Below are 25,997 nucleotides of genomic sequence, written 5' to 3' on the forward strand. Positions count from 1 at the left end.
TGAGCGAGAAACGTTGATGTCGAATTCTTATGACTCCTCCAGTATCAAAGTCCTCAAAGGGCTGGATGCAGTGCGTAAGCGCCCGGGTATGTATATCGGCGATACGGATGACGGCACCGGTCTGCACCACATGGTATTCGAGGTAGTAGATAACGCTATCGACGAAGCGCTCGCAGGGTACTGTAAAGACATTATCGTCACCATTCACAGCGATAACTCTGTCTCCGTACAGGATGATGGGCGTGGTATTCCGACCGGTATTCACCCGGAAGAGGGCGTTTCTGCCGCGGAAGTGATCATGACCGTACTGCATGCGGGCGGTAAGTTCGACGATAACTCCTATAAAGTCTCCGGCGGTCTGCACGGCGTTGGCGTTTCAGTAGTAAACGCCCTGTCGCAGAAACTGGAGCTGGTTATCCAGCGCGATAACAAAGTTCACCGTCAGATCTACACTCACGGCGTGCCGCAGGCTCCGCTGGAAGTGACGGGCGAAACGGAAAAAACCGGTACCATGGTGCGTTTCTGGCCGAGCTACGAAACCTTCACCAACGTCATTGAATTTGAATATGAAATTCTGGCGAAACGCCTGCGTGAGCTCTCCTTCCTGAACTCCGGCGTGTCAATTCGCCTGCGCGACAAGCGCGACGGCAAAGAAGACCACTTCCACTATGAAGGCGGCATCAGGGCGTTTGTCGAGTACCTCAACAAAAACAAAACGCCGATCCACCCGAATATCTTCTACTTCTCCACCGAAAAAGACGGTATCGGCGTTGAAGTAGCGCTGCAGTGGAACGACGGTTTCCAGGAAAATATCTACTGCTTTACCAACAACATTCCGCAGCGCGACGGCGGTACCCACCTTGCAGGCTTCCGCGCGGCGATGACCCGTACGCTGAACGCCTATATGGATAAAGAGGGTTACAGCAAGAAAGCCAAAGTCAGCGCCACCGGTGATGATGCCCGTGAAGGCCTGATTGCGGTGGTATCGGTAAAAGTGCCGGACCCGAAATTCTCCTCACAGACCAAAGATAAACTGGTCTCCTCTGAGGTGAAATCGGCGGTGGAACAGCAGATGAACGAACTGCTGGCCGAATACCTGCTGGAAAACCCGGCTGATGCCAAAATCGTCGTCGGCAAAATCATTGATGCTGCACGTGCCCGTGAAGCGGCGCGTAAAGCACGTGAAATGACCCGCCGTAAAGGCGCGCTGGATCTGGCTGGTCTGCCAGGCAAACTGGCGGATTGCCAGGAGCGTGACCCGGCGCTGTCCGAACTCTACTTAGTGGAAGGGGACTCGGCGGGCGGTTCTGCCAAACAGGGCCGTAACCGTAAGAACCAGGCGATCCTGCCGTTGAAAGGTAAAATCCTCAACGTCGAGAAAGCGCGTTTCGACAAGATGCTCTCCTCTCAGGAAGTGGCGACGCTTATCACCGCGCTCGGCTGTGGCATCGGTCGCGACGAGTACAACCCGGATAAACTGCGCTACCACAGCATCATCATCATGACCGATGCGGACGTCGATGGTTCGCACATCCGTACGCTGCTGTTGACCTTCTTCTACCGTCAGATGCCGGAAATCGTTGAGCGTGGCCACGTCTACATCGCGCAGCCGCCGCTCTACAAAGTGAAGAAAGGCAAGCAGGAGCAGTACATCAAGGATGACGAGGCGATGGATCAGTATCAGATCTCTATCGCGCTCGACGGCGCAACGCTGCACACCACCGAAGGCGCGCCTGCGCTGCAGGGTGAAGCGCTGGAGAAAATGGTGTCCGAATACAACGCTGCGCAGAAGATGATTGGCCGCATGGAGCGTCGCTTCCCGCGCGCGCTGCTGAAAGAGCTGGTCTATCAGCCGACGCTGGCAGAAGCGGATCTCGCCGATGAGCGCGCGGTTACGCAGTGGGTCTCTCAGCTGATTACCGTGCTGAATGAGAATGAAGCCCACGGCAGCACCTGGAAATATGATGTCCGGGTGAACAGCGAGCTGAGCCAGTTCGAGCCGATTATTCGCGTGCGCACCCACGGTGTGGATACCGATTATCCGCTCGATCACGAGTTTGTGACCGGCGGTGAATACCGTCGTCTCTGCACGCTCGGCGAGAAGCTGCGCGGCCTGATTGAAGAAGATGCCTATATCGAGCGTGGCGAACGCCGCCAGCCGGTGACCAGCTTTGAGCAGGCGCTGGAGTGGCTGGTGAAAGAGTCCCGTCGCGGTCTCTCCATTCAGCGTTATAAAGGCCTCGGCGAGATGAACCCGGATCAGCTGTGGGAAACCACCATGGATCCGGAAAGCCGCCGCATGCTGCGCGTTACCGTGAAAGATGCGATTGCAGCCGATCAGCTCTTCACTACCTTAATGGGCGATGCCGTTGAACCGCGCCGCGCCTTTATCGAAGAGAACGCCCTGAAAGCGGCGAATATCGATATCTAAGGTAATCCTGCATTAAAAGGGGGATCCCGTATCCCCCTTTCTCTCCCCCTTTTCTCCCCGGCGCGCTGCTGTTTTTTGAGCGGAATCGCGTTAGCATGAGGTCAAACACTTCTCATCTGGGGATCTCATGGCTATCAAACTTATTGCAATCGATATGGACGGCACGCTGCTGCTGCCCGACCACACTATCTCTCCTGCGGTAAAAAATGCGATTGCCGCCGCGCGCGAACGCGGCATCAATGTCGTGCTGACCACCGGACGCCCTTACGCTGGCGTACACAGCTATATGAAAGAGCTGCATATGGAGCGGGAAGGTGACTACTGCATTACCTATAACGGCGCGCTGGTGCAGAATGCCAGCGACGGCAGTACCGTGGCGCAAACTACGCTGAGCTATGACGATTACCTCTATCTGGAGCAACTCTCCCGCGAGGTCGGCTCGCACTTCCACGCGCTGGATCGCAACACGCTCTACACCGCAAACCGCGATATCAGCCCCTATACCGTGCATGAATCTTTTGTCGCCACTATTCCGCTGGTCTTCTGTGAAGCGGAGAAGATGGATCCGCAGACCCAGTTCCTGAAAGTGATGATGATTGATGAGCCGACGATCCTCGACCAGGCGATCGCCCGCATTCCGCAAGAGGTGAAAGAGAAGTATACGGTGCTGAAAAGCGCGCCCTACTTCCTGGAAATCCTGCATAAAAGCGTCACTAAAGGCACCGGCGTTAAAGCCCTTGCCGATGTGTTAAACATCAAGCCGGAAGAGATTATGGCGATTGGCGATCAGGAAAATGATATCGCCATGATTGAGTTCGCAGGCGTTGGCGTGGCGATGGAAAACGCTATTCCGTCGGTGAAAGAGGCGGCAGATTTTGTCACCAAAACCAACCTCGAAGATGGCGTTGCTTACGCGATCGAGAAGTTCGCCCTCAACTAAACCTGTCCCACTCTCCCCGACCCGCGCTCTGCGCGGGTTTTTTTTGCCCCGCGCGCCGTTCTGATAACAATTTGCTTACCAATTGTCGTTTTTGTGATCCAAATTGTAGTACAACACAAAGTGATTGTACTACGATTGCGACATCTCTTGCGGGGAAGTCAGCATATTTGTACTTCAATGTTGAGGGAAATTGCGGCAGAGGCGATAAAGTAGTGGCAGAGAAACCGTTGCTAAGGACGCGTTATGACCATGAATAAAACCGACCGCATTATCGTCTCGCTGGGCCGCCAGATTATCAGCGGCAAATATGTCCCCGGTTCGGCGTTACCCGCCGAAGCTGAGCTGTGCGAAGAGTTTGAAACCTCGCGCAACATCATCCGCGAGGTCTACCGCGCGCTGATGGCAAAGCGGCTGATTGAAATGAAGCGTTATCGCGGCGCGTTTGTCGCCCCGCGTAACCAGTGGAACTACCTCGATACTGAGGTGCTGCAATGGGTGCTGGAGCATGACTACGACCCGCGCTTAATCAGCGCGATGAGTGAAGTGCGAAACCTGGTGGAACCGGCCATCGCCCGCTGGGCGGCGGAACGCGCCACTTCCAGCGACCTGGCAAATATTGAGTCGGCGCTCAACGACATGATCGCCAATAACCAGGACCGGGACGCCTTTAACGAGGCCGATATCCGCTATCACGAAGCGGTGTTGCAATCGGTGCACAACCCGGTGCTGCAACAGTTGAGTGTGGCGATTAGCTCACTGCAACGGGCGGTATTTGAACGGACCTGGATGGGGGATGAGGCGAACATGCCGAAAACCCTCCAGGAACATAAGGCGCTGTTCGATGCGATCCGGCATCAGGACAGCACAGCGGCAGAGCAGGCGGCGCTCACCATGATCGCCAGCTCAACACGAAGGTTGAAGGAAATTACATGACAGCTCGCTACATCGCAATCGACTGGGGATCCACCAACTTACGCGCCTGGCACTTTCAGGATAGCGTTTGCCTGGAGAGCAGGCAGTCTGAGGCGGGTGTGACCCGACTTAATGGCCGATCCCCCGAAGCGGTGTTAGCAGAAGTGACCGAGGGCTGGAGCAGCGAGACCACGCCGGTGGTAATGGCGGGCATGGTCGGCAGCAATGCGGGCTGGAAAATCGCCCCCTATCTGCCCTGCCCGACTACGCTTGACGGCATCGGTGAGCAGCTGACCCAGGTAAAAGAGCGTGTCTGGATCATCCCCGGCCTGTGCGTCTCCAGCGATGACAATCACAACGTGATGCGCGGCGAAGAGACTCAGCTGCTCGGTGCCAGCGAGCTTGCCCCCGCTTCGTTGTATGTGATGCCCGGCACCCACTGCAAATGGGTCGAGGCTGATGAGTATCAGATTCGTGATTTTCGCACCGTAATGACCGGTGAACTGCATCATCTCCTGCTGCGCCACTCGCTGGTGGGCGCAGGGTTGCCGGAGCAAACCGCCAGTGATGATGCCTTCGACGCAGGCCTGACGCGCGGCCTCGCGTCACCTGAGATCCTGCCGCAGCTTTTTGAAGTTCGCGCCGCCCATGTGCTGGGCACCCTTGCGCGCGAACAGGTGAGCGAATTCCTTTCGGGCCTGCTGATTGGCGGTGAGGTGGCGACCATGAACGCCCGCTTCGCCGGTTCGCAGGCAATCACGCTGGTCGCCAGCCCATCCCTCTCCGCCCGCTATCAGCGCGCGTTTCGTGCTATCGGGCGGGTGGTAAACACGCTGGATGGCGACACGGCATTTCAGGCAGGTATCAGGAGGATTGCCCATGCAGTGGCAAACTAAACTTCCGCTGATCGCCATTTTACGTGGCATCACCCCGGATGAGGCGCGCGAGCACGTCGCCGCCATACTCGACGCAGGTTTCGACGCCGTCGAAATCCCGCTCAACTCACCCGACTGGGAGACCAGCATTGGCGATATCGTAGCGAACTTCGGCGATCGCGCGCTGATCGGCGGCGGTACGGTGCTGAAACCGGAGCAGGTCGATCGGCTGGCGGAGATGGGCTGCAAACTGATTGTCACGCCAAATACGCAGCCGGAGGTGATCCGCCGCGCGGTCAGCCACGGCATGACCGTCTGCCCGGGCTGCGCCACCGCCAGCGAAGCCTTCACTGCGCTTGAAGCCGGTGCGCAGGCGCTGAAAATTTTCCCCTCCTCCGCCTTTGGCCCCGATTACATCAAAGCGCTGAAAGCGGTTCTGCCAGCGGACGTACCGGTGTTTGCCGTCGGCGGCGTCACGCCGGAAAACCTGCACCTGTGGCTACAGGCAGGCTGCGTTGGCGCCGGGCTGGGCAGCGATCTCTATCGCGCCGGGCAGCCGGTAAGCCGCACCATCGAGCAGGCGAAAGCATTTGTTAACGCGTATCAAGAGGCTGTGCAATGAAGATAACCAAACTGACGACTTACCGCTTACCGCCGCGCTGGATGTTCTTAAAAATCGAAACCGATGAAGGCGTGGTCGGCTGGGGCGAGCCGGTGATCGAAGGGCGTGCGCGTACCGTTGAAGCGGCGGTGCATGAGCTTGGCGACTACCTGATTGGCCAGGATCCCTCCCGTATCAACGATTTGTGGCAGGTGATGTACCGCGCGGGTTTCTATCGTGGCGGCCCGATCCTGATGAGCGCCATCGCCGGGATTGACCAGGCGCTGTGGGATATCAAAGGCAAAGTGCTCAATGCGCCGGTGTGGCAGCTGATGGGCGGCCTGGTGCGCGACAAAATCAAGGCCTACAGCTGGGTCGGCGGCGACCGCCCGGCAGAAGTGATTGATGGCATCAAAACCCTGCGCACCATTGGCTTCGACACCTTTAAATTAAACGGCTGCGAAGAGTTAGGCATTATCGATGATTCGCGCAAAGTCGATGCGGCGGTCAATACCGTGGCGCAGATCCGCGAAGCGTTTGGCAACGAGATTGAGTTTGGCCTCGACTTCCACGGTCGCGTCAGCGCGCCGATGGCGAAAGTATTAATTAAAGAGCTGGAGCCCTATCGCCCGCTGTTTATTGAAGAGCCGGTGCTGGCCGAGCAGGCGGAGTATTACCCGCGCCTGGCCGCGCAAACCCATATTCCGATTGCTGCCGGTGAACGTATGTTCTCGCGCTTCGAATTTAAACGCGTGCTGGAAGCGGGCGGCATTGCGATTTTGCAGCCGGATCTCTCCCACGCGGGCGGCATCACCGAGTGCTACAAAATTGCCGGTATGGCGGAAGCGTACGACGTGGCGCTGGCTCCGCACTGCCCGCTCGGCCCGGTGGCGCTCGCTGCCTGTCTGCATGTCGACTTCGTCTCGCACAATGCGGTATTCCAGGAGCAGAGCATGGGCATTCACTACAACAAAGGTGCCGAACTGCTCGACTTCGTGAAGAACAAAGAGGACTTCAATATGGAAGGCGGCTTCTTTAAACCGTTGATGAAGCCGGGCCTTGGCGTAGAGATCAACGAAGAGAAAGTGATTGAGCTAAGCAAAAATGCGCCGGACTGGCGTAACCCGGTGTGGCGGCACGCGGACGGTACCGTCGCCGAGTGGTAATGCTCGTCATATTTTGCGCCGCCGGTGCGTTGGCGGTTAAACAAACTATTTAGCGCATTCAGAACATCAAAAATAATTTTTCCTACACCCTCTGTATTTAACAGGGCATGGTGAGCGGCTTCGCCATGCCCAAAACCCGGAGACAGACAGTTATGGATATTTCTGTAACGACTGCAAAAACAGGGCGTCGCCGCTATTTGACGCTGCTGATGATCTTTATCACGGTGGTCATTTGTTATGTCGACCGCGCCAACCTGGCCGTGGCCTCTGCCCATATTCAGGAGGAGTTCGGTATTACCAAAGCGGAGATGGGCTACGTCTTTTCCGCCTTCGCCTGGCTCTATACCCTCTGCCAGATCCCCGGCGGCTGGTTTCTTGACCGTGTCGGCTCACGGCTTACCTATTTCATCGCCATCTTTGGCTGGTCGGTCGCCACGCTGTTTCAGGGTTTCGCCAGCGGCCTGCTGTCGCTGATTGGCCTGCGTGCGATTACCGGCATTTTTGAAGCACCCGCTTTCCCGACCAACAACCGCATGGTGACCAGCTGGTTCCCGGAGCAGGAGCGCGCTTCGGCGGTCGGTTTTTACACCTCCGGGCAGTTTGTCGGGCTGGCTTTTCTCACCCCGCTGCTGATCTGGATCCAGGAGCTGCTAAGCTGGCACTGGGTGTTTATCGTCACCGGCGGCATCGGCATTATCTGGTCGCTGATCTGGATTAAGGTCTACCAGCCGCCGCGCCTGACCAAAAACATCAGCCAGGCGGAGCTGGAGTACATCAAAGCGGGCGGCGGCCTGATTGATGGCGATGCGCCGGTGAAAAAAGAGGCGCGCCAGCCGCTGACCAAAGCGGAGTGGAAACTGGTGTTCCACCGCAAGCTGATTGGCGTCTATCTCGGCCAGTTCGCCGTCACCTCAACGCTGTGGTTCTTCCTCACCTGGTTCCCGAACTACCTGACGCAGGAGAAAGGTATCACCGCGCTGAAAGCCGGGTTTATGACCACCGTGCCGTTCCTGGCCGCTTTCTTTGGCGTGCTGCTCTCCGGCTGGGTCGCCGATACGCTGGTGAAAAAGGGCTATTCGCTGGGGATTGCGCGTAAAACGCCGATTATCTGCGGTCTGCTTATCTCCACCTGCATTATGGGCGCGAACTACACCAACGATCCCGTGTGGATTATGACGCTGATGGCGCTGGCCTTCTTCGGCAACGGCTTTGCCTCGATCACCTGGTCGCTGGTGTCGTCGCTGGCACCGATGCGCCTGATTGGCCTCACCGGCGGGGTGTTTAACTTTGTCGGCGGGCTGGGCGGCATTACCGTGCCGCTGGTGATTGGCTACCTGGCGCAGGATTACGGCTTTGGCCCGGCGCTGGTCTATATCTCCGCCGTGGCGCTGATTGGCGCGCTCTCCTACATTTTGCTGGTCGGCGATGTGAAGCGAGTAGGTTAACGCCACGCAATCTTATACCCTGAGGCCTGTTTATGGCTTCAGGGTACTTTCATGAAACAGCTCACCTTCGCCCCGCGCAATCATCAACTGACCAATATCAACACCTGGACGGCGGACAGCCAGTGGCTGGTGTTCGATGTGCGCCCCTCCGGCGCCTCCTTTACCGGCAAAACCATCGAACGCGTCAACGTCCAATCCGGCGACGTTGAGGTGATCTACACCGCAACGGATGGCGCGCATGTCGGCGTGGTGACCGTTCATCCTGAAGCGCAGAAGTATGTGTTTATTCACGGCCCGGAAAACCCCGATGCCGCCTGGCAGTACGATTTCCACCATCGGCGCGGCGTAATAACCGGGCAGGGCCGCACAACCAATCTTGATGCGCTGGATATCACCGCGCCCTACACGCCCGGCGCGCTGCGCGGCGGCTCGCACGTGCATGTCTTTAGCCCGAACGGGCAGAACATTAGCTTTACCTATAACGATCACGTTATGCATGAGCGCGACCCTGCGCTGGATCTGCGCAACGTTGGCGTAGCGGTGCCGTTTGGCCCGGTAACGCCGCCCTGCACCCATCCGCGTGAATATGGTGGCAGCCACTGGTGCGTGCTGGTGAGCCGCACGACGCCGACGCCTGCGCCCGGCAGTGATGAGATCAACCGTGCGTATGAAGAGGGGTGGGTCGGCAACCAGCGGCTGGCGTTTATTGGCGATACGCTCTCCGCCAGCGGCGAAAAAGTGCCGGAGCTGTTTATTGTCGATCTTCCTGCTGATGAGCAGGGCTGGAAAACCGCGGGCGATGCGCCGCTGGCCGGTACAGAGCAGACGCTTCCCGCGCCGCCAAAAGGCGTGCAGCAGCAGCGCCTCACCTTCACCCATCACCGGCGCTATCCGGGTCTGGTTACGACGCCGCGCCACTGGGTGCGCAGCAACCCGCAGGCGAGCGAGATTGCCTTTTTGATGCGTGACGACAACGGCGTTGTGCAGCTCTGGTTAATCAGCCCGGCGGGCGGCGAGCCGCGGCAGTTAACCCACAGCGAGACGGGGATCCAGTCGGCGTTTAACTGGCACCCTTCTGGCGAGGCGCTGGGGTTTGTGCTGGATAACCGCATTGCGCTGTGCGACGCACTAAGCGGAGAGATAACCTTTTTGACGGCCGATCACGCCAACCCCCCTTCCGGGGATGCGGTGGTCTTCTCACCGGATGGTAAGCAGATAGCCTGGATGGAAGAGGCCGACGGTTTCCGCCAGCTCTGGATGACGCAGACCGGTTACTAAATCAGTGCACCGGCATCGGCGCGGGCGGGATAAGTGAGTTAATCGCCTCATTTTCCCGCTCGCTCTTTTCGACTCTCGCTTTCACCGAGTTATCTCTGCGAAAGAGATCCCAGGGTATCAACAGCGTGTCGAGAAGAGCGGTAAAGGGCATATCCAGCGCCACCAGCGATTTCATACCAATGCCGGTATCGTCATCGGAAATCATCGACGAACTCGCTTTTGTGCCGGGATAAAGCCCCTCTTTGCCGCCCGTATGCGACATCACGCTGGAACAGCCCGAGACCATCACTCCGCAAACCAGTGCAGAAACTATCAAACGCGTTTTCATCATCGATTAATCATCGTTGTTTTATTGTCTGAATGCTGTCACGGCGTTTATAGCCCTACGCCTGCGAAAACAACAGCATTCGCGCTCCGCTCTGTGGCGGCATTCGCACTTTAACCCTTTGTGCGGCCACCCCCAGTCTATGCCCTGTCAGAGAAAGTGCAAAAAAAGTCAAAAATTTGCCCTTGAAAAAATTCGCGACAGCCACATTTTATCACTGTAGCCGCAGAACACGCCGCAAGGGTGTTCGGCTATATGGCATGAAGATCGGTCCATTATGGAAGGTCTTACACACTCGCTGATTTCAGGAGCTTTAACTATGCGTAATTTTGATCTCTCCCCGCTTTATCGTTCAGCTATCGGTTTTGACCGCCTGTTTAACCTGCTGGAAAACAACCCGAACCAGAGCAATAACGGTTACCCTCCGTACAACGTTGAGTTAGTGGATGAAAACCACTACCGCATTGCTATCGCCGTGGCCGGTTTCGCTGAAAGCGAACTGGATATTACCGCCCAGGATAACCTGCTGGTGGTGAAAGGCTCCCACGCCGCTGAACAGAAAGAGCGTTCGTATCTCTACCAGGGCATCGCCGAGCGTAACTTCGAGCGTAAATTCCAGCTGGCAGAAAATATTCAAATCAAAGGCGCCAACCTGGTGAACGGCCTGCTCTATATCGAACTGGAGCGCGTCATCCCCGAAGAGAAAAAACCGCGCCGTATTGAAATTAACTAATTACGTCGGGTCGCTCGCGCGGCCCACTCCCGACATGCTCGCCGTCAGGGGGCATATGTGAGCCGAAAGCTCGCAGGTATTCACTCGCTTCTTTGAAGGAGAAACACAATGCGTAACTACGATTTATCCCCGCTTCTGCGTCAGTGGATTGGCTTCGACAAACTGGCAAACGCTCTGCAAACCACCAATGTTGATCAGCAGGCGTTCCCGCCCTACAACATCGAAAAAAGCGACGACAACCACTACCGCATTACCCTTGCGCTGGCCGGTTTCCGCCAGCAAGAGCTGGATATTCAGCTGGAAAATGGTCGGCTGACCATTAAAGGCACGCCGGAAAAACCGGCCAACGAACCGAAATGGCTCCATCAGGGTCTGGTGATCCAGCCCTTTACCCTGAGCTTTACGCTGGCCGATTTTATGGAAGTCTCCGGCGCAACGTTCGTGAACGGCCTGCTGCATATCGATCTGCTGCGCAACGTGCCCGAAAGCGCCGAACCGCAACGCATCGCCATTAGTTCGCGCCCGGCGTTGAATAGCTAAAACAGCGCATAAAACCGCTAAGCCCTGCTTTCTGAGCAGGGCTTTTTTGTTTCTTTTGCAGGCTGGTATACACTGGAGCCATTGCGGCATTCAGGAGACGGCTATGCTTGGCGAAGAGCTTGAGATTGAAGGACTTATCGGCGTTGGGCGCGCGCAGCTTAGGCTTGAACCTAACCAGCGAATTTATACCTTTATCGGCCCCAACGGCGTCGGTAAAACCAAAATGCTGGAAGCGCTGTTCCAGTTTATGTTTTTTAATAATGAGCTGGTGAAAAAAAACCTTGAGGGTTTTGATCAGATCTTCTTTAAATTCAAATCTGTTGCTACAAATTGCCCCGAACCTTTTACCGTGCAGCGTGAAAAAGAGGAATCTCCTATATGGATGACCGCAAAGAGCTATTTTCCGTCAGTGGTTTCTAACACGCTCCCGATAGTTTTTCTCGGTGCCCAGGCACGTGGAAAAATCGAGACACAATCAAGCGTAACTAACACCTCGCTGGGCAATCTTGAGAACCGCAGAAAGTATTACTTCCAGACGCTGACCCGGCAGATGGAGGCGGATTTCGGCTCCATGAATATGTCAGCCAGTATTCAGGAGTGGTTTATTTCAATTGCCCGCTCCTCTAACCGCTGGCAAAAAAGTGAAGATAACCGCGAAGTGGAAATTTCGACTGTTATCCGCTTATTGCACGAAATTGATGCGCGAATCGATCCGGAGTTTTTACAGATTAGCGGCGACGATCGGGTGAGTCTGAAAGTTGACGGGCAGGTGAGAGAAATCAGCCAGCTCAGCTCCGGTTTTACCTCCATCCTCAAACTGATTCAGGCGATTGTTTCCGGTTACGGCTATTTCACCAATGAAAGCAATATTCAGAAGGTGAAGGGCGTTGTCTTTATCGATGAAATAGAGAGCCACCTGCACCTCTCCTGGCAGGCGAATATCGTGCCGTTGCTCAAGAAGCTGTTTCCTAATACGACCTTTTACATTACCACGCACTCCTCTGTTGTTCTCGCGCAGCTTAAAGAGGGTGAAGCGTATAACCTCTATCGTGACGGTGATGGCGTTGTGAAGACGAAAAAAATCGCCGCGCCGAATAAAGCCGCGCTGGCCGATATACTGAAAGATGTATTCAGCGTTGATCTAAACCAGATGAAGCTTGAGAACAGCAGCGCCGACGAGCAGCAGGATGCAAAAGCGAACTTATTACGCTTGCTCAACCAGCAGGAGAAAGAGTAATGACACGGAGAGTTTTGCTGGATACCAACCTTCTGAATGCAGCATTTGATAAAAGCGGCAGAACATCTGTGGAAATGAAAACCTCCGCGATAACAATGCTTACTCAGCTACTGGCTGACGATGATGTGGCGCTGTTTATTACGCCGTTGATTCGCTATGAAGTGTTGCGTGGCGTCAGTTGGTCAAATAAAGCTGACTTTGATGAACTTCAGGCCACCCTGAACGGTTTTCCCGAACTGGATATTACGCGCGATATCTCTGAACTTTCGGCCAATCTGTTCCGTTTCGATAGCTGGCAGGCGGCGCAACCCGGTGCCGCAGCGCGTAACCTGGAGAAACGAAAGTTTGACGTGTTTCATTTCAGCAGCGCGCACTGCAATACCCTTGAGCTCTGCTCCAACGATTCAGATATCGGGCGCATCCGTCAGTTACATCAATCCTATGATGTAGCAGCCAGTAACCTCTGACAAACCTACTGCCTGGTGGCGCTTCGCTTACCAGGCCTACAGCAGGATGCAATCTAAGGCATCGCCGTCACCCGGCAGATAAGGCTCCGCATGCGGAGCCTTTTTTATTTAGGCATGCACGCTCTGCAAAAAACGCTGGCGCCAGGGTTTCAGCACAAAGAGGGCGAGCAGCGCACAGAGAATATCCAGTGTGATTGCACAGCCAAACACCAGGTTCCAGCTACCGGTCTGCTGGTAGAGCAGCGCCGCCAGCGGGCCGCCGAAAATCGAGCCGATCCCCTGCGAGATATAGAGCCAGCCATAGTTTGAGGTGGCATGCTGCGTACCGAAGGTGTCGGTGAGGGTTGCCGGAAAGAGCGAGAAGATTTCGCCCCAGCCGAAAAAGACCACCCCGGAGAGCAGCACAAACAGTAGCGGATCGTCTTTGCACAACAGCCACAGCGCCATCGCGCACCCTTCCAGACCGAAGGCGACAAACATCATGTTTTCGCGCCCAATCCGATCAGAGATATAGCCGCACACCGGGCGCGTTAAGCCATTCATAAACCGGTCGATGGTCATCGCCAGCGGCAGCGCCGCCATGCCGAGCACCGTGACGGCGGTGATACCGAAATCGTCGGCGAAAATCGCCATCTGCGAAGTGACCATCAGCCCGGAGGTGGACATCATGGTCATCATGACAAACATCAGCCAGAACAGCGGTTTGCGCAGCATCTCTTTCGGCGCGAAGCTCTTCTCGCTCATCTTCAACGGGCTGCTCACCGGCTGCGCGCTGGCATGCTGCGGCGCGCGTAACCCCTGGCTGGCGATAAAACCGAGGGCGGCCATCAGCAGGCCGAACTGCCACAGCGTGCTCTCCAGCCCTTTGGCGGCCAGCGACTGCGTTACCGGAAACGTGGTAAGGATCGCGCCCATACCGTAGCCTGCCGCCACCATCCCTGTGGCAAAGCCGCGTTTTTCGGGGAACCAGCGCACCATCAAACCGACCACGCCGATATAGACAATGCCGGTGCCGAGGCCGCCGATCACGCCGTAACAGAGATAGAGCCCCGTCAGGCTGCTGATGTTCGCCGTCAGCATCCAGCTCGCGCCGCTCAGCACGGTGCCAATGGCAATCAACCGGCGCGGGCCAAACTTATCAATCAGCTTGCCCTGGAAGGGGGAAAAGAAGGTTTGCAGAATAATCAGCAGTGAAAAGGTGAGCTGGATCTCCGCCAGCGGGACGCCCAGCTTGGCCATAAACGGCTTTGCCAGCAGCGCCCAGACATATTGCGGGCTGGAGATGGAGATCATGCACAGTAAGCCCAACGCCAGTTGCACCCATTTCTTCGACGGGCTTGCTACCACTACGCTGGTTAAGGTTGTATTTGTCATTCTGCCACCCTGTTGTTAACAAAAGTGGAGTTGTGCATTAACCATGCCATAACCTGCCAACGTACGAATCATCAGAAGAGAGTTAGCAGGCGCAGGGTTTCGCCTGCGGGTAGACGCCTCAGCTATGCGTTAAGTGAGAGCAGCATCACATTATATGGTGCGCGGTTCGCCACATTAGAGGGCGCGAAAAGCCCTGTACTTTGTGCGCCATCGCCCATAAAACGGCTCTCTTCTCTGCGAGAATTAGCCTAATCATCATGGAAAGGGATTCGATCATGAGTGAGATAGCGTTAATGGTCAGTGTGCTGGCGCTGGTGGCAGTGGTTGGGCTGTGGATCGGCAACATCAAAATACGCGGCATCGGCTTTGGTATTGGCGGCGTGCTGTTTGGCGGAATTATTGTTGGGCACATCGCCGATCGGCTGGGAATAACGTTAAGCGGCCCGATGCTGCTGTTCGTGCAGGAGTTCGGCCTGATCCTCTTCGTCTACACCATTGGTATCCAGGTCGGGCCTGGGTTCTTTGCCTCGCTGCGCGTCTCGGGGCTGCGCCTCAACCTCTTCGCCATCCTGATTGTGCTGCTGGGCGGCCTGGTCACGGCGATCCTGCATAAACTCTTCGCCATTCCGCTGCCGGTGGTGCTCGGTATCTTCTCCGGCGCGGTGACCAATACGCCCGCCCTTGGCGCCGGGCAGCAGATCCTGCGCGATTTGGGGCTGCCGGTGGAACAGCTGGATATAATGGGCACCAGCTATGCGATGGCCTACCCGTTCGGTATCTGCGGCATTTTGCTGAGTATGTGGCTGCTGCGGGTGCTGTTTCGCGTCAATGTGGATGAGGAGGCCCGCAAGCACGACGCCACCCTCAATAGCGGCGTCTCGCATATTCGCACCATCAATGTTCGGGTGGAAAACAGCAACCTCAACAATATGGCGATTCAGGATGTGCCGCTGCTCAACAGCGACAAAATCATCTGTTCACGGCTGAAACGGGACGAGCTGCTGATGGTGCCCTCGCCCACCACGGTAATTCAGGCGGGCGATCTGCTGCACCTGGTCGGCCTGCCGCGCGATCTGCATAACGCGCAGGTGGTGATTGGCAAAGAGGTGGAGACCTCCCTCTCAACGCGCGGCACAGATCTGCGCGTTGAGCGGGTGGTGGTGACCAATGAAAAAGTGCTGGGGAAAAAGATCCGCGACCTGCAACTGAAAGAGCGCTATGACGTGGTGATTTCACGCCTCAATCGCGCCGGGGTGGAGCTGGTTGCCAGCTCCGACGCCAGCCTGCAGTTTGGCGATATCCTCAACCTGGTTGGCCGACCGGCGGCGATTGAGGCGGTAGCCAGCGAAGTGGGCAACGCGCAGCAAAAATTACAGCAGGTGCAGATGCTACCGGTGTTTATCGGTATCGGTCTCGGTGTGCTGCTCGGCTCGGTGCCGCTGTTTATTCCCGGCTTTCCGGTGGCCTTAAAACTTGGGCTGGCGGGCGGGCCGCTGATTATGGCGCTGATCCTCGGGCGCATCGGCACCATCGGCAAGCTCTACTGGTTTATGCCGCCGAGCGCCAACCTGGCGCTGCGTGAGCTTGGCATTGTGCTGTTTCTGGCCGTTGTCGGCTTGAAGTCCGGCGGTGATTTCTTTGCCACGCTAACCCACGGCGAAGGCGTGACGTGGATGTGTTACGGCATCTTTATTACCGCCATTCCGCTGCTGACCGTCGGCGTGCTGGCGCGGATGCTCGGCAATATGAACTACTTAACCCTCTGCGGTATGCTGGCCGGGTCGATGACCGATCCACCGGCGCTGGCCTTCGCCAATAACCTGCATGCCACCAGCGGCGCGGCGGCGCTCTCCTATGCGACGGTCTATCCGCTGGTGATGTTTTTGCGCATTATTACCCCTCAACTCCTGGCGGTGCTATTTTGGGGGCTGGGTCAGGCGTTTTAGCCTGGCGAACGGCCTGCTTTATAAGGAGTATTGATGAAAATCTCCCGCGTCGGCGAAGCGCCCGATTACCGCTTTTCGCTGGCCAACGAGCGCACCTTTCTTGCGTGGATCCGCACCGCGCTGGGCTTTCTCGCCGCGGGCGTTGGCCTCGATCAGCTGGCACCGCAGTTTGCCACGCCGCTGATCCGCGAAACGCTGGCGCTGCTGCTCTGCCTCTTCGCCGGCGCGCTGGCGCTGTATGGCTATCTGCGCTGGTTGCGTAATGAGAAAGCGATGCGCTTAAAAGAGGATCTGCCCTACACCCGCACGCTGCTGCTTATCAGTGTGGCGCTGGCGGCGGTCGCCGCAGTGGTGATGGTGCTGGTGTTCTATGCCGGATAGCCGCAGAGCGCGCCGCGCCGTCGACCCTGGTTTGCAGCCGGAGCGCACCTCGCTCGCCTGGCTACGCACGCTGTTCGGCTATGGCGCGCTGATGGCGCTGGCGGTAAAGCATAACTGGCAGCAATCGGGCACGCCGTTCTGGATCTCCCTCGCGCTGCTGGCGCTGGTGGCGGGTATCCTCTGGCGTTATACCCATCTGCGGCAGCGCATGGATGTGAACGCCGGTGACTTCGCGTTGCCCGGCAGCGTGCGTGACAAGCTGCTTATCGCCCTTGGCGTCTTCTCTCTCGCCCTGCTGTTCGCCGTTACCCATATTCGCCAGTTATGGCTTCTGCTCTGAGCGCGGGAAAAATTTATTACGCTTTGCCGCTACGCGCACTGAGCAAAAGCATGCTAAATACATGTAATCACCCCCGATTTTCGCAAGGTCAACCGTGTTAAAGCCACTGATTGCTGTTGTTATGTTGCTGGCGGCAACCGCTGTGTATGCCGCCGATACTCCGCTGACGGCGGCGCGTTACGCGCAGCAGTTGGGCGTTGGCATGGACGTTGACTGGGCGCGCACCGAGCGCGGCATCCGCGAATTTGACCCGCTGGTGGTGCGTGATTTTTACAACGCTGGCATTCGGCATGTTCGTATTCGCGTGGCGGATAATATGACCGAAGCGCGGCTGATCCACCTGCGTAAGCTGGTAGAAGCCTGCGAAGCCTACGGCGTAACGCCGATCATCGCGTATCAGGCCGATGGTTTTAAAGCCGATCCCAACGCAAAAACCGAAGCGCAGCTGGTGGCCTGGTGGACGACCGTCGGGCAATTTTTTGGCAGCGAGCATCCGACGCTCGGTTTTGATGTGATTTATGAACCCGCCGACAAACTGAACCGCGATCTGCCCGCCTTGAATCGTACTTACGATAATGTCGTGCGCACTCTGCATCAGATTGATGCCCAGCGTATGATCTTCATCGCCCCGCGATTGCGCGCCGCGCCTGAGGATCTCGCCTCGCTGCGGCTGCCTGCGCACAGCCAGAACTACCTGCTGGCGGAGTGGCATATCTTTCCGTGGGGGCCGCTGAAAAGTAACGGCAAATACCCGTGGACTTCCGGCACGGCGGCCGAAAAAGCGGCGATCCGCGCCCGTATCGCTGCGGCGCTGCGCTGGCAGCAAAAAACCGGCCACGCCAGTTGGGTCGGTGGCTGGGCGGTGGGCGAGTCGATAAAAAATGCGCCGACCGCCTCGCAGATGGCCTTCGCCCGCTTTATGGCGTGTGAGCTGAACCGGGCGAAAATCCCGTATGCGATTAATGCCGATACGCAGTTTTATGATGGTGAAGAGGGCGCATGGCGGCCCGCGCCCGCGCCGCTGCTAAAAGAGATGATTACGCCAACCTGCGAAAAGCCCGACCAGAAGCCGGGCCATCATGAGGTCAAACCGCCTGTTCGTGGTGGCCAGGGCGCGACGCCAGCGGCAGCCAGCACAACACAATCAGCAGCCCGGCCAGCGTCATCAGCATCCCAAGGCTAAACTGGCTGTTTTGCGGCAGTTGCGCAGAGAGCCACGCCAGCCCGCCGGAACCCATATTTTGCAGGCCGCCAATCAGCGCGCCCGCCGTACCGGCTAAGAAGGGGAACGGCTCCATCGCGCCGCTGGTTGCCAGCGGGAAGAGCATCCCGGCACCGAAGAAGAAGAGCGCGGCGGGCACCACTAAGGTCCAGATAGTCATTACGCCGAGGATGCCGGGGATCCACATCAGGATACCGGCCAGCAGGCAGCTTAACGACGCCTGCCACATCAGCGTGGTGAAGCGTTTATTCTGCCGTCCGGCAAACCACGCGCCGAAAAACGCCGCCGGAATAGGCAGGATAAACAGCACGCTCACCATCATACTGTTTAGCCCCAGTACGCCGCCCATCAGCACCCCAGAGCAGGCCTCAAACACCGCGATGCCCGCCAGGCCGCCAATCAGCATCAGCAGATAACAGCTAAACGCGCCGTTACCGAGCAGGGTTTTATAGCTGGTGATCAGCCGCGAGCGCGGCGCATCCAGCGGACGCGTTTCCGGCATCCAGCGCGCCATGCTGTAGGTGACAATCACACACAGCACCAGTAAGAAGATAAAGCAGGCGCGCCAGTTCACCAGCGTGTTGAGCACGCCGCCAATCAGCGGTGCCAGCAGCGGGCTGACCAGAATACCCATATTTAACAAGCTATTGGCATGCCGAAGCTCGCTGCCCGCATAGAGATCGCGCGGCAGGGTGCGCGCCATCACGCCCCCGACGCCGGTGCCGACGCCCTGCAGGGCGCTGGCGAGGATCAGCACCAGTAAGCTGTTGGTGGTGATAGCGATAAGCGTCGCCAGCATGAAGATCGACATGCCCGCGAGGATCACCGGACGGCGCCCCACTCTGTCGGCCAGCGGGCCGTAAAAGAGTTGCGAGACGCCATAGGTCAGCAGGTAGGCCGCCATTACGCTCTGTACCGCCCCTTTACTCACCGCCAGATCGTGCGCCATATCGGCCATCGCCGGAATATAGATGGTTTGCGCCATCTGGCCGACCGCGACCAGAAGCACCAGCATCAATAACAAATTGACGTTTCTCTGCCTTTTCATATCGATGATTACTTTTAAAAAGTGAAGAATTATAGAATATATAGCTGCAATGCAGCCTAGGTTGCGGAGGAATCTACCACAAGGCGTGGGATGAGCCACCAGGGGACTCAGTAATTGGCAAAGGGTGCCAGGCAGGATTTCTAAACAATTATCGGCAACTTTTGTTGCCAGAATGATCTACGAAAGACGCAGCAGGATCGCCCCGGCGGCAATACCGCAGGCGGCAACAACGCGCACGCCTGCCACGCGCTCTTTGAGCACAAAGCAGGCTAACAGCGCGCCGAAAAGTATTGAGGTTTCACGCAGCGCAGCCACTACCGCCAGCGGCGCTTGCGTCATCGCCCATAGCGCCAGGCCGTAGGAGCCGAGCGTACCGATGCCGCCCGGCAGCCCTGATTTCCAGTTAGCAACCAGATAACGGGAAACGGCGTGGCGGCGCGCCACCATCGCCCACAGCAGCAGGCAGAAACCGTTGAGGAAGAAGGTCCAGAGGGTGTACCCGAGCGCCGTGCCGGAGAGGCGCACGCCGGTACCATCCACCAGCGTATAGCTGGCGATAAAACAGGCGTTAAGCAGCGCCAGCCAGATCCCGGTGCGCGACTGGCTGCGCCCGTTAAATGCCATGCCGAGAATCGACAGGCAGATCACCGCAATCCCGCTCCACGCCACCGCGCTCAGGGCATCACCGAGAAACAGCACGCTGACTAACGCCACCAGCAGCGGCGCGGTGCCGCGCATCAGCGGGTAGGTCTGGCTCATCTCTGAGACCTGGTAGGTTTTGGCGACCAGCACGGTATAAACCACTTGCAGAGCACAGGAGAGGGCGAGGTAGGGCGCGCTGGCAAGCGTTGGCTGGGGAGAAAAAGGGAGCAATATCAGCGCAATTAGCGCGGCAAATCCGCTCACGGCAATGGCGGAATAGAGCTTATCGCTGCCCGCTTTGACAATGGCGTTCCAGCTGGCGTGGAGCAGTGCGGCGAAGAGCAGAATGCAGAAAACCGAAAGCGTCATGGCGACCTGCGCACGGGAAATGTCACCGAAATGTAACATGACCGGCGCAAGGCACGCCAGAACGCGAATAGTAAAGAGGGGCGGTTGCCCGCCCCCCTTTGGTGCGACTTGAACCTGAGTTAACGAACAAACTTCAGGACTGCTTCAAGTAGTTGCAACAAGGCAACAATGAGTTTCAGGATCAGGATAACCATCTCCGTCTGGCCCATACGCATCTCCTCAGGTAAAGGAGCACCGGCTGACTTACCTTTCCGCTGCCTGTTATCAGCCGTGTTGTTGGCGTAACGCAGTGTGCTCTCAAGGGGTTAAGGCGCTGACGGCACCACCCGTTTCAGCCAGGACTTAGCGCGCCGTAGTTGCGGCCCCCACACAGATGCGCAACATCAGTATATGCGAGCACTGTATTTATATACAGTAATTATTGGTTGTTTTTGCGCCATTGAGCCATACTTAATGCGGATGATTATGTGTAAAAATTGCGCAACCGGACGATATAGCGTATAGTTCCGCTGTTGACGTAACGCAGTGTGCTTGCGGTCACCAGCCGCAAAAAGCTGCAAAAAAAACCTCGCTCCGGCGGGGTTTTTTGTTGTCATTTCGGCAATAAGAAATGTGATCAATGGCCCACTTTGCTGCCGGTGCGTAAAAAGCAGTTGTCGGCGAATGATTCCTGTGTTTGTATAAATCTCGTTAATGACATAAAAATTGTTCACACAACAACAGGTCCCCCATGAACGCTGCCACTAAACCGATGAACCTACTAAAAACCGCGCACAACGCCGCGGTGGTCGTCGTGCGTGTGGTGGTGGTCGTCGGCAATGCGCCGTAGGGTCCGGAACAACACACGATTCCAAAACCCCGCCGGCGCAAACCGGGCGGGGTTTCTTGTTTTATCCCTCCCGGAAAGTCGGCCCAGAATAAGAAGGACTGGAGCATGGCAAGTTCGGAAAGCACTCCTCAATCCACGCGCTACACCGGCGCGCAGCTGATTGTTCATTTACTCGAGCGTCAGGGCATTACCACCGTTACCGGCATTCCGGGCGGCACCGTTTTGCCGCTGTACGATGCCCTGAGCCAAAGTACGCAGATTCGCCACGTGCTGGCCCGCCACGAACAGGGTGCCGGTTTTATCGCTCAGGGAATGGCGCGCACGCAGGGAAAACCGGCGGTCTGTCTCGCCTGTAGCGGGCCGGGTGCAACCAATCTGGTTACCGCCATCGCCGACGCGCGCCTCGACTCCATCCCGCTGGTCTGCATTACCGGCCAGGTGCCCGCTTCAATGATCGGCACCGACGCGTTTCAGGAAGTGGACACTTACGGCATCTCTATCCCCATCACTAAACACAACTATCTGGTCCGCGACATTGCCGAACTGCCGCAGGTGATCAGCGATGCGTTCCGCATTGCGCAGTCCGGCCGTCCCGGCCCGGTGTGGATAGATATTCCTAAAGATGTGCAGACTGCGGAGATCACCTTAAGCGAGCTGCCGGAACCGGGCGTTAAAGCCCCGGCTCCGGCGTGGAATGCGCATGACGTTCGTGCCGCGGCGGAGATGATCAACGCCGCGCAGCGCCCGGTGCTCTACCTGGGCGGCGGGGTGATCAATGCGCCGCAGCAAATTCGCCTGCTGGCGGAGAAAGCCAGCCTGCCAACGACCATGACGCTGATGGCGCTCGGCATGCTGCCGAAACACCACCCGCTCTCCCTCGGCATGCTTGGCATGCACGGCGCGCGCAGCACCAACTTCATTCTGCAAGAGGCGGATCTGCTGATTGTGCTGGGGGCGCGTTTTGATGACCGGGCGATTGGCAAAACCGAGCAGTTCTGTCCGAATGCCAAAATCATTCATGTTGATATCGACCGCGCCGAGCTGGGGAAAGTGAAGCAGGCGCATGTCGCGATCCAGGGCGATGTCGGCGAAGTATTGGATGTATTGATTCCACAGATTGAGGCGAGCGCGCGCCACGCCTGGCGTAACACCGTCGAACAGCTGCAAGCGGAGTTTCCCTCCTCCATTGCGCAGAACAGCGATCCCTTGAGCCACTATGGGCTGATTAACGCGGTGGCAGCCTGCGTTGATGATGAGGCGATTATCACTACCGACGTTGGGCAGCATCAGATGTGGACGGCGCAAGCCTATCCGCTCAATCGCCCGCGCCAGTGGCTCACCTCTGGCGGCCTCGGCACCATGGGCTTTGGTCTGCCGACGGCGATCGGCGCGGCGCTGGCGAACCCGGAACGGAAGGTGATCTGCTTCTCCGGCGACGGCAGCCTGATGATGAATATTCAGGAGATGGCGACGGCGGCGGAAAACAATCTCGATGTCAAAATCATCCTGATGAATAACGAGGCGCTGGGGCTGGTGCATCAACAGCAGAGTCTGTTCTACAAATCCGGCGTCTTTGCCGCGACCTATCCGGGCATGGTTAACTTTGTGCAGATTGCCGCCGGGTTTGGCCTGCACACCTGCGATTTAAACGCCGCCGCCGATCCGCAGGCCGCGTTGCAGGAGATTATTGACCGCCCAGGACCTGCGCTGGTGCATGTGCGCATCGATCCACAACAGAAAGTCTACCCGATGGTGCCGCCGGGCGCGGCGAATACAGAAATGGTGGGGGAATAAACCATGCAGAGCACTGATAACGTCATTCTTGAACTCACCGTGCGTAACCACCCGGGCGTAATGACCCACGTCTGCGGGCTATTTGCCCGTCGGGCGTTCAACGTGGAGGGCATTCTCTGTTTACCGCTCCAGAACGGCGAGCAGAGCCGCATCTGGCTCCAGGTCGCCAACGATCAGCGTCTTGAGCAGATGATAAGCCAGATCGACAAGCTGGAAGATGTGGTGCAGATCATCCGTCACCAGAGCGATCCCGGCGTGTTCAATAAGCTGGGGCTCTTTTTTGAGTAAGCGCTAAAGCGGCACGCCGCCCGTTAAGGCGGCGCGCTACGCCCTATTTTTTGCGCGGCAGCGGGGTGCTGAGGTAGTAGCGCGACTTCTTATTGGTTCTCACGCCGACGACCACAAGTACCACGACGAACAGAATATAACCGATATAAGACATTACTCATCCTCCAGTACGCCAAGCTTGCCCAGTAAATCCACTTGCCACTCGGGTGCCCGCTTCTTATCCCGCTTCGCCAGGAAGCGAACCACTAAAAAGTTGACGTAACGCGATTCGAAGAACTGCTGCATTTTTTGGTAGTGCTCGTCCGGCCAAAGCTCGATGGCGTAGTTAATCCAGCGGATAAACAGCCAGACATTTTTACGCATACCGCCGCGTTGATTCAGCACGCCAAATGCGTAGAGATAGGCGATATAGGCCAGCTTCTCCTCTTCAACACGCGACTCAAGCAGCACCTCCGCACACACTTTTTCCACCGCCAGCCGCTGATGCTCCACATCGCGCGACCAGAAGAGCGCACAGGCATAATCATAATGCGCCAGCGCGTGTCCGCGGCGGGTCGCCTCCTCTAACAGCTTCAGGCGCTCGGGCTGGGCCTCTCTTCCGTGTTGCGCTTCCAGAATGCGGCTTTTGCGGAACAGTGCTTCCGGCGAGCGGTTCTGGCAGGCGCGATCAAGCGCTACGGCCGCCGACTCTGCGGAGGGCGTAATCAGCAAATTGGTCGCCGCAACCGGTGCCAGGCCACTGTGAATATCGCTTAACAGCAGCAGGGCGGGGATCACGTCATGTTCGGCGAGCAGCGTTAAAAAGCCCTGCGCCTGCGCTTTCTGCTGGAAGAAGCAGAGACGGTTGAGCAGCACGTTCAGCTTGTCCGGCCCGATGCGATCGTCCGTCTGCTTCAGGCGCGCAAGCCACGGCTCTGCCGGGCCAGGAAGATGAACACCCTCCAGCGTCTGCAAACGCAGATAGGCGCTCAGCAGCAGTTCGGTGTCGTTTTCGCAGCGCGCGCCGGTCAGCGCGATATAGCGCGGGAAGAGCCCCTTCTCATCTTGCAGCGCGTACTCTTTATGGCACAGCACCGACAGCAGCCAGAAGAGTAATGCCCCTTCCTGGGCAAACAGCAGCCGGACTGAACCGTGGTTGAGCATAAACTCAATGCTCTCATAAATGCGCCGCGCGAAGAGCGGGCTATGGGCGTAGAAGGTGTAATCGTCGTCCAGCAGGAAATGGACGTAGGTATCCAGGCAGGTGAGGTGCAGCGCTGCCTTATCTTCCGGCTCCATCGGCAGGGCCAGCATCTGCTGGAACTCCTCATCGAACGCGCCGATCGCTTTACCGCTGTGCTTATCGGGCCAGTATTCGGGGTTGCCGAGCTTATCCAGCCACTTCACGCTGTAGAGCTTGTTGCGCTTAAGCTCCGGCAACGTGGTGCAGTAGTTGCTGGCTAAAAAGTTATCGATGGCGACATGCTCATCATCGCCGTACCAGCGCGGGTAGAGGTAATAGATAAACTGCTCGCGCACCGGCATGCTTTCCGGGTCGCACTCCAGCGCGCGGTTGAGCCAGTAAAGCGGCGCCATCTCCGCTTCCTGCTCATCGGCCACTGGCAGACCGGTGTAAATCGGCTCACTGGAGAGCGGTAAACCGCCTTTTTCGCGGGCAAAGGCCAGCGCTGCGTCTGAATAAGCGCTCAGATCGAGCGCTATCGGCTGATGCGGCTCCTCGAACCACGCGGGTTGGTTAAAGTGCCCGCTCGCCGTCAGCAGCAGGTAATAGAGAAAAGGCGTCTGGTTATTCAGGGAGATGGCCTTCGCCGCCCAGTAAAAGAGCAGATCGCTACTGATGCGGGCGCGGCTCCACTGGGTGGCGGTCACCCGGTCAGCGTAGTGGCCGCCGCGCGCGTCGCCAGCGATATTAAGCCAGCGCTGAGCCAGCATCGCACAGGGGTAATGGGCCTGCGGCTGCTGTTGATGCCAGGCGGTCAGCAGTTCGACGATCTTCTCTTCGCTATATAACTGCGGGGTAAAGAGAAAGGTGTACTGGCTGATGATGGGAAAAAACGCATCATCGCGATCCTGCTGCCAGCGCGCCTCGGCGGCGGCATAGTAGCGGGTAAGGGCTTCAAACTCCCCGGCGTGCATCAAATCGCGCAGCTGCTGGCGGACGGAAAAAATCTCATCCAGTGAAATCATGGTGCCTCATAAGGGAGATGTGAGAAAAATGGTGTCCATTGTCACGAAAAAAAGCGGCAGGTACAAACCCCTGATTTAGGTGTTTGAGCGCACTTAGCGCTGTTAGTCGACGCCGATTTGCCCGTATGATGAGCCTCTTTTCGCTGCGGGAGAACGTATGATCTGGTTGATGTTGGCCACGCTGGTGGTGGTCTTTGTGATTGGTTTTCGGGTATTAACCTCCGATTCCCGCCGTGCGATCCGCCGTCTTACCGACCGGCTTAATATTCAACCCGTGCCGGTGGAGTCGATGATTGATCAGATGGGCAAAACTGCGGGCAATGAATTTCTGCGCTATTTAGCGCGTCCCGATGAAGCGCACCTGCAAAACGCGGCGCAGCTGCTGCTGATCTGGCAGGTGGCGATTGTGGATAGCGGTGAGCAAAATTTTCACTACTGGCACCGCCTGATGCAGAAAGCACGGCTTGCGGCACCGATTACCGATGCGCAATTACGCCTGGCGCTCGGCTTTCTGCGTGAAATCGATCCGGATAAAGCCGAACTGAGCAATTTTCAGATGCGTTATAACGCGCTCTTCGCACCGGAAGAGGGTGTCTATTGGCTGCACTGATAGCGATGCTGAAGAGT

The 25,997-nt window shown here is 57.3% G+C and carries 27 protein-coding genes and 1 other annotated feature; of the genes, 20 read left to right on the top strand and 7 right to left on the bottom strand.

Features of this window, described 5'->3' with window-relative positions; translation table 11 throughout:
- The first annotated feature begins 16 nt into the window (after positions 1 to 16).
- The 8 genes from gyrB to IAE50_RS11050 all read left to right on the top strand — a co-directional run bounded on the left by gyrB (position 17) and on the right by IAE50_RS11050 (position 9,648).
- Positions 17 to 2,431, top strand: coding sequence for a DNA topoisomerase (ATP-hydrolyzing) subunit B (gene gyrB / locus IAE50_RS11015; RefSeq protein ID WP_054803534.1), 2,415 nt, complete (start codon positions 17 to 19; stop codon positions 2,429 to 2,431).
- A gap of 127 nt (positions 2,432 to 2,558) precedes the next feature.
- Complete coding sequence (yidA, locus tag IAE50_RS11020) at positions 2,559 to 3,371, top strand: sugar-phosphatase (protein WP_124966927.1); 813 nt, start codon at positions 2,559 to 2,561, stop codon at positions 3,369 to 3,371.
- Between the two features lie 243 nt (positions 3,372 to 3,614).
- Positions 3,615 to 4,304: a D-galactonate utilization transcriptional regulator DgoR gene (gene dgoR / locus IAE50_RS11025; protein WP_042715123.1), complete on the top strand. Its 690-nt coding sequence runs from the start codon at positions 3,615 to 3,617 to the stop codon at positions 4,302 to 4,304.
- Positions 4,301 to 5,179, top strand: a complete 879-nt coding sequence (locus IAE50_RS11030; RefSeq protein WP_200135084.1) for a 2-dehydro-3-deoxygalactonokinase — start codon at positions 4,301 to 4,303, stop codon at positions 5,177 to 5,179. Before dgoR ends, IAE50_RS11030 begins: the two co-directional genes overlap by 4 nt.
- A complete protein-coding gene (locus tag IAE50_RS11035) occupies positions 5,163 to 5,780 on the top strand; it encodes a 2-dehydro-3-deoxy-6-phosphogalactonate aldolase (protein WP_094422665.1) in 618 nt (205 codons plus the stop codon). Before IAE50_RS11030 ends, IAE50_RS11035 begins: the two co-directional genes overlap by 17 nt.
- On the top strand, positions 5,777 to 6,925 hold the full coding sequence (gene dgoD, locus IAE50_RS11040) for a galactonate dehydratase (protein ID WP_200135085.1): 1,149 nt from the start codon (positions 5,777 to 5,779) through the stop codon (positions 6,923 to 6,925). Before IAE50_RS11035 ends, dgoD begins: the two co-directional genes overlap by 4 nt.
- A gap of 107 nt (positions 6,926 to 7,032) precedes the next feature.
- A complete protein-coding gene (locus IAE50_RS11045; RefSeq protein WP_124966930.1) occupies positions 7,033 to 8,370 on the top strand; it encodes an MFS transporter in 1,338 nt (445 codons plus the stop codon).
- A 51-nt stretch (positions 8,371 to 8,421) separates the two neighbouring features.
- Complete coding sequence (locus tag IAE50_RS11050) at positions 8,422 to 9,648, top strand: DUF3748 domain-containing protein (RefSeq protein WP_200580265.1); 1,227 nt, start codon at positions 8,422 to 8,424, stop codon at positions 9,646 to 9,648.
- A 1-nt stretch (position 9,649) separates the two neighbouring features.
- On the opposite strand, the gene IAE50_RS11055 is transcribed toward IAE50_RS11050, so the two are convergent.
- The gene (locus tag IAE50_RS11055) at positions 9,650 to 9,979 is read right to left on the bottom strand and encodes a YceK/YidQ family lipoprotein (RefSeq protein ID WP_042715115.1); all 330 of its coding nucleotides are present in this window, start codon (positions 9,977 to 9,979) and stop codon (positions 9,650 to 9,652) included.
- Between the two features lie 248 nt (positions 9,980 to 10,227).
- Positions 10,228 to 10,299: a sequence feature (ROSE (Repression Of Heat Shock gene Expression) occurs in the 5'-region of heat shock genes and acts as an RNA thermometer to modulate expression.), on the top strand.
- On the opposite strand from IAE50_RS11055, the gene ibpA reads away from it, so the two are divergent.
- The 4 genes from ibpA (at position 10,293) to IAE50_RS11075 (ending at position 12,950) form a co-directional block, all read left to right on the top strand.
- Positions 10,293 to 10,706: a small heat shock chaperone IbpA gene (gene ibpA / locus IAE50_RS11060; protein ID WP_042715112.1), complete on the top strand. Its 414-nt coding sequence runs from the start codon at positions 10,293 to 10,295 to the stop codon at positions 10,704 to 10,706. It overlaps the preceding feature by 7 nt.
- Before the next feature lie 108 nt (positions 10,707 to 10,814).
- Complete coding sequence (ibpB, locus tag IAE50_RS11065) at positions 10,815 to 11,246, top strand: small heat shock chaperone IbpB (protein WP_042715111.1); 432 nt, start codon at positions 10,815 to 10,817, stop codon at positions 11,244 to 11,246.
- 103 nt (positions 11,247 to 11,349) lie between these two features.
- Positions 11,350 to 12,483, top strand: coding sequence for an AAA family ATPase (locus IAE50_RS11070; protein ID WP_200580266.1), 1,134 nt, complete (start codon positions 11,350 to 11,352; stop codon positions 12,481 to 12,483).
- Positions 12,483 to 12,950 (top strand): hypothetical protein, encoded by a 468-nt coding sequence (locus tag IAE50_RS11075; protein WP_200580267.1) that lies wholly within the window; start codon positions 12,483 to 12,485, stop codon positions 12,948 to 12,950. The genes IAE50_RS11070 and IAE50_RS11075 overlap by 1 nt, the downstream gene beginning before the upstream one ends.
- Before the next feature lie 108 nt (positions 12,951 to 13,058).
- Here IAE50_RS11075 and oxlT read toward each other — a convergent pair whose 3' ends face one another.
- Positions 13,059 to 14,324: an oxalate/formate MFS antiporter gene (gene oxlT, locus IAE50_RS11080; RefSeq protein ID WP_200580268.1), complete on the bottom strand. Its 1,266-nt coding sequence runs from the start codon at positions 14,322 to 14,324 to the stop codon at positions 13,059 to 13,061.
- Positions 14,325 to 14,599: 275 nt separating this feature from the next.
- Between oxlT and IAE50_RS11085 the strand changes: the two genes are divergently transcribed.
- The 4 genes from IAE50_RS11085 (at position 14,600) to IAE50_RS11100 (ending at position 18,174) form a co-directional block, all read left to right on the top strand.
- The gene (locus IAE50_RS11085) at positions 14,600 to 16,270 is read left to right on the top strand and encodes a putative transporter (RefSeq protein ID WP_200580269.1); all 1,671 of its coding nucleotides are present in this window, start codon (positions 14,600 to 14,602) and stop codon (positions 16,268 to 16,270) included.
- A gap of 33 nt (positions 16,271 to 16,303) precedes the next feature.
- Entirely contained in the window at positions 16,304 to 16,651 is a 348-nt protein-coding gene (locus IAE50_RS11090) for a YidH family protein (RefSeq protein ID WP_042715102.1), read from the top strand.
- Entirely contained in the window at positions 16,641 to 16,991 is a 351-nt protein-coding gene (locus IAE50_RS11095; RefSeq protein WP_042715099.1) for a DUF202 domain-containing protein, read from the top strand. The genes IAE50_RS11090 and IAE50_RS11095 overlap by 11 nt, the downstream gene beginning before the upstream one ends.
- A gap of 94 nt (positions 16,992 to 17,085) precedes the next feature.
- The gene (locus IAE50_RS11100; protein ID WP_200580270.1) at positions 17,086 to 18,174 is read left to right on the top strand and encodes a cellulase family glycosylhydrolase; all 1,089 of its coding nucleotides are present in this window, start codon (positions 17,086 to 17,088) and stop codon (positions 18,172 to 18,174) included.
- Here the strand turns inward: IAE50_RS11100 and emrD are convergent.
- The 4 genes from emrD to IAE50_RS11120 form a co-directional block, all read right to left on the bottom strand.
- The gene (gene emrD, locus IAE50_RS11105; protein ID WP_200135094.1) at positions 18,077 to 19,261 is read right to left on the bottom strand and encodes a multidrug efflux MFS transporter EmrD; all 1,185 of its coding nucleotides are present in this window, start codon (positions 19,259 to 19,261) and stop codon (positions 18,077 to 18,079) included. The two genes, IAE50_RS11100 and emrD, sit on opposite strands and share 98 nt — an antisense overlap.
- A gap of 177 nt (positions 19,262 to 19,438) precedes the next feature.
- The gene (locus IAE50_RS11110) at positions 19,439 to 20,272 is read right to left on the bottom strand and encodes a DMT family transporter (protein WP_094423020.1); all 834 of its coding nucleotides are present in this window, start codon (positions 20,270 to 20,272) and stop codon (positions 19,439 to 19,441) included.
- A 119-nt stretch (positions 20,273 to 20,391) separates the two neighbouring features.
- Entirely contained in the window at positions 20,392 to 20,487 is a 96-nt protein-coding gene (gene tisB, locus IAE50_RS26730) for a type I toxin-antitoxin system toxin TisB (RefSeq protein WP_076769296.1), read from the bottom strand.
- 168 nt (positions 20,488 to 20,655) lie between these two features.
- Complete coding sequence (locus tag IAE50_RS11120) at positions 20,656 to 20,985, bottom strand: hypothetical protein (RefSeq protein WP_200580271.1); 330 nt, start codon at positions 20,983 to 20,985, stop codon at positions 20,656 to 20,658.
- A gap of 17 nt (positions 20,986 to 21,002) precedes the next feature.
- Between IAE50_RS11120 and ivbL the strand changes: the two genes are divergently transcribed.
- The 3 genes from ivbL to ilvN all read left to right on the top strand — a co-directional run bounded on the left by ivbL (position 21,003) and on the right by ilvN (position 23,183).
- Positions 21,003 to 21,101, top strand: coding sequence for an ilvB operon leader peptide IvbL (gene ivbL, locus IAE50_RS11125; RefSeq protein WP_124966939.1), 99 nt, complete (start codon positions 21,003 to 21,005; stop codon positions 21,099 to 21,101).
- A 105-nt stretch (positions 21,102 to 21,206) separates the two neighbouring features.
- Complete coding sequence (gene ilvB, locus IAE50_RS11130) at positions 21,207 to 22,895, top strand: acetolactate synthase large subunit (RefSeq protein WP_042715094.1); 1,689 nt, start codon at positions 21,207 to 21,209, stop codon at positions 22,893 to 22,895.
- Between the two features lie 3 nt (positions 22,896 to 22,898).
- Positions 22,899 to 23,183 carry an acetolactate synthase small subunit gene (gene ilvN, locus IAE50_RS11135; protein WP_076769298.1) on the top strand — a complete coding sequence of 95 codons (285 nt, stop codon included), beginning with the start codon at positions 22,899 to 22,901 and terminating at the stop codon, positions 23,181 to 23,183.
- 153 nt (positions 23,184 to 23,336) lie between these two features.
- Here the strand turns inward: ilvN and IAE50_RS11140 are convergent, their stop codons facing one another.
- A complete protein-coding gene (locus IAE50_RS11140) occupies positions 23,337 to 25,370 on the bottom strand; it encodes a DUF4034 domain-containing protein (protein ID WP_200580272.1) in 2,034 nt (677 codons plus the stop codon).
- 157 nt (positions 25,371 to 25,527) lie between these two features.
- Here IAE50_RS11140 and IAE50_RS11145 point away from each other — a divergent pair, with 157 nt between their 5' ends.
- Positions 25,528 to 25,980, top strand: a complete 453-nt coding sequence (locus IAE50_RS11145; RefSeq protein WP_054803550.1) for a DUF1198 domain-containing protein — start codon at positions 25,528 to 25,530, stop codon at positions 25,978 to 25,980.
- The last annotated feature ends 17 nt before the right edge of the window (positions 25,981 to 25,997 follow it).

It is taken from the genome of Kosakonia sp. S42 (assembly GCF_016624785.1).
Lineage (GTDB): Bacteria > Pseudomonadota > Gammaproteobacteria > Enterobacterales > Enterobacteriaceae > Kosakonia > Kosakonia cowanii.

Coding starts and splice junctions, on each gene's coding strand:
- ilvB (WP_042715094.1), top strand. CDS start 21,207: ATGGCAAGTTCGGAAAGCACTCCTCAATCCACGCGCTACACCGGCGCG.
- IAE50_RS11085 (WP_200580269.1), top strand. CDS start 14,600: ATGAGTGAGATAGCGTTAATGGTCAGTGTGCTGGCGCTGGTGGCAGTG.
- IAE50_RS11075 (WP_200580267.1), top strand. CDS start 12,483: ATGACACGGAGAGTTTTGCTGGATACCAACCTTCTGAATGCAGCATTT.
- ilvN (WP_076769298.1), top strand. CDS start 22,899: ATGCAGAGCACTGATAACGTCATTCTTGAACTCACCGTGCGTAACCAC.
- IAE50_RS11035 (WP_094422665.1), top strand. CDS start 5,163: ATGCAGTGGCAAACTAAACTTCCGCTGATCGCCATTTTACGTGGCATC.
- emrD (WP_200135094.1), bottom strand. CDS start 19,261: ATGAAAAGGCAGAGAAACGTCAATTTGTTATTGATGCTGGTGCTTCTG.
- dgoR (WP_042715123.1), top strand. CDS start 3,615: ATGACCATGAATAAAACCGACCGCATTATCGTCTCGCTGGGCCGCCAG.
- oxlT (WP_200580268.1), bottom strand. CDS start 14,324: ATGACAAATACAACCTTAACCAGCGTAGTGGTAGCAAGCCCGTCGAAG.
- ivbL (WP_124966939.1), top strand. CDS start 21,003: ATGAACGCTGCCACTAAACCGATGAACCTACTAAAAACCGCGCACAAC.
- ibpB (WP_042715111.1), top strand. CDS start 10,815: ATGCGTAACTACGATTTATCCCCGCTTCTGCGTCAGTGGATTGGCTTC.
- yidA (WP_124966927.1), top strand. CDS start 2,559: ATGGCTATCAAACTTATTGCAATCGATATGGACGGCACGCTGCTGCTG.
- IAE50_RS11045 (WP_124966930.1), top strand. CDS start 7,033: ATGGTGAGCGGCTTCGCCATGCCCAAAACCCGGAGACAGACAGTTATG.
- tisB (WP_076769296.1), bottom strand. CDS start 20,487: ATGCGTATGGGCCAGACGGAGATGGTTATCCTGATCCTGAAACTCATT.
- IAE50_RS11055 (WP_042715115.1), bottom strand. CDS start 9,979: ATGATGAAAACGCGTTTGATAGTTTCTGCACTGGTTTGCGGAGTGATG.
- dgoD (WP_200135085.1), top strand. CDS start 5,777: ATGAAGATAACCAAACTGACGACTTACCGCTTACCGCCGCGCTGGATG.
- IAE50_RS11090 (WP_042715102.1), top strand. CDS start 16,304: ATGAAAATCTCCCGCGTCGGCGAAGCGCCCGATTACCGCTTTTCGCTG.
- IAE50_RS11050 (WP_200580265.1), top strand. CDS start 8,422: ATGAAACAGCTCACCTTCGCCCCGCGCAATCATCAACTGACCAATATC.
- IAE50_RS11110 (WP_094423020.1), bottom strand. CDS start 20,272: ATGACGCTTTCGGTTTTCTGCATTCTGCTCTTCGCCGCACTGCTCCAC.
- IAE50_RS11145 (WP_054803550.1), top strand. CDS start 25,528: ATGATCTGGTTGATGTTGGCCACGCTGGTGGTGGTCTTTGTGATTGGT.
- IAE50_RS11030 (WP_200135084.1), top strand. CDS start 4,301: ATGACAGCTCGCTACATCGCAATCGACTGGGGATCCACCAACTTACGC.
- IAE50_RS11140 (WP_200580272.1), bottom strand. CDS start 25,370: ATGATTTCACTGGATGAGATTTTTTCCGTCCGCCAGCAGCTGCGCGAT.
- IAE50_RS11070 (WP_200580266.1), top strand. CDS start 11,350: ATGCTTGGCGAAGAGCTTGAGATTGAAGGACTTATCGGCGTTGGGCGC.
- ibpA (WP_042715112.1), top strand. CDS start 10,293: ATGCGTAATTTTGATCTCTCCCCGCTTTATCGTTCAGCTATCGGTTTT.
- gyrB (WP_054803534.1), top strand. CDS start 17: ATGTCGAATTCTTATGACTCCTCCAGTATCAAAGTCCTCAAAGGGCTG.
- IAE50_RS11095 (WP_042715099.1), top strand. CDS start 16,641: ATGCCGGATAGCCGCAGAGCGCGCCGCGCCGTCGACCCTGGTTTGCAG.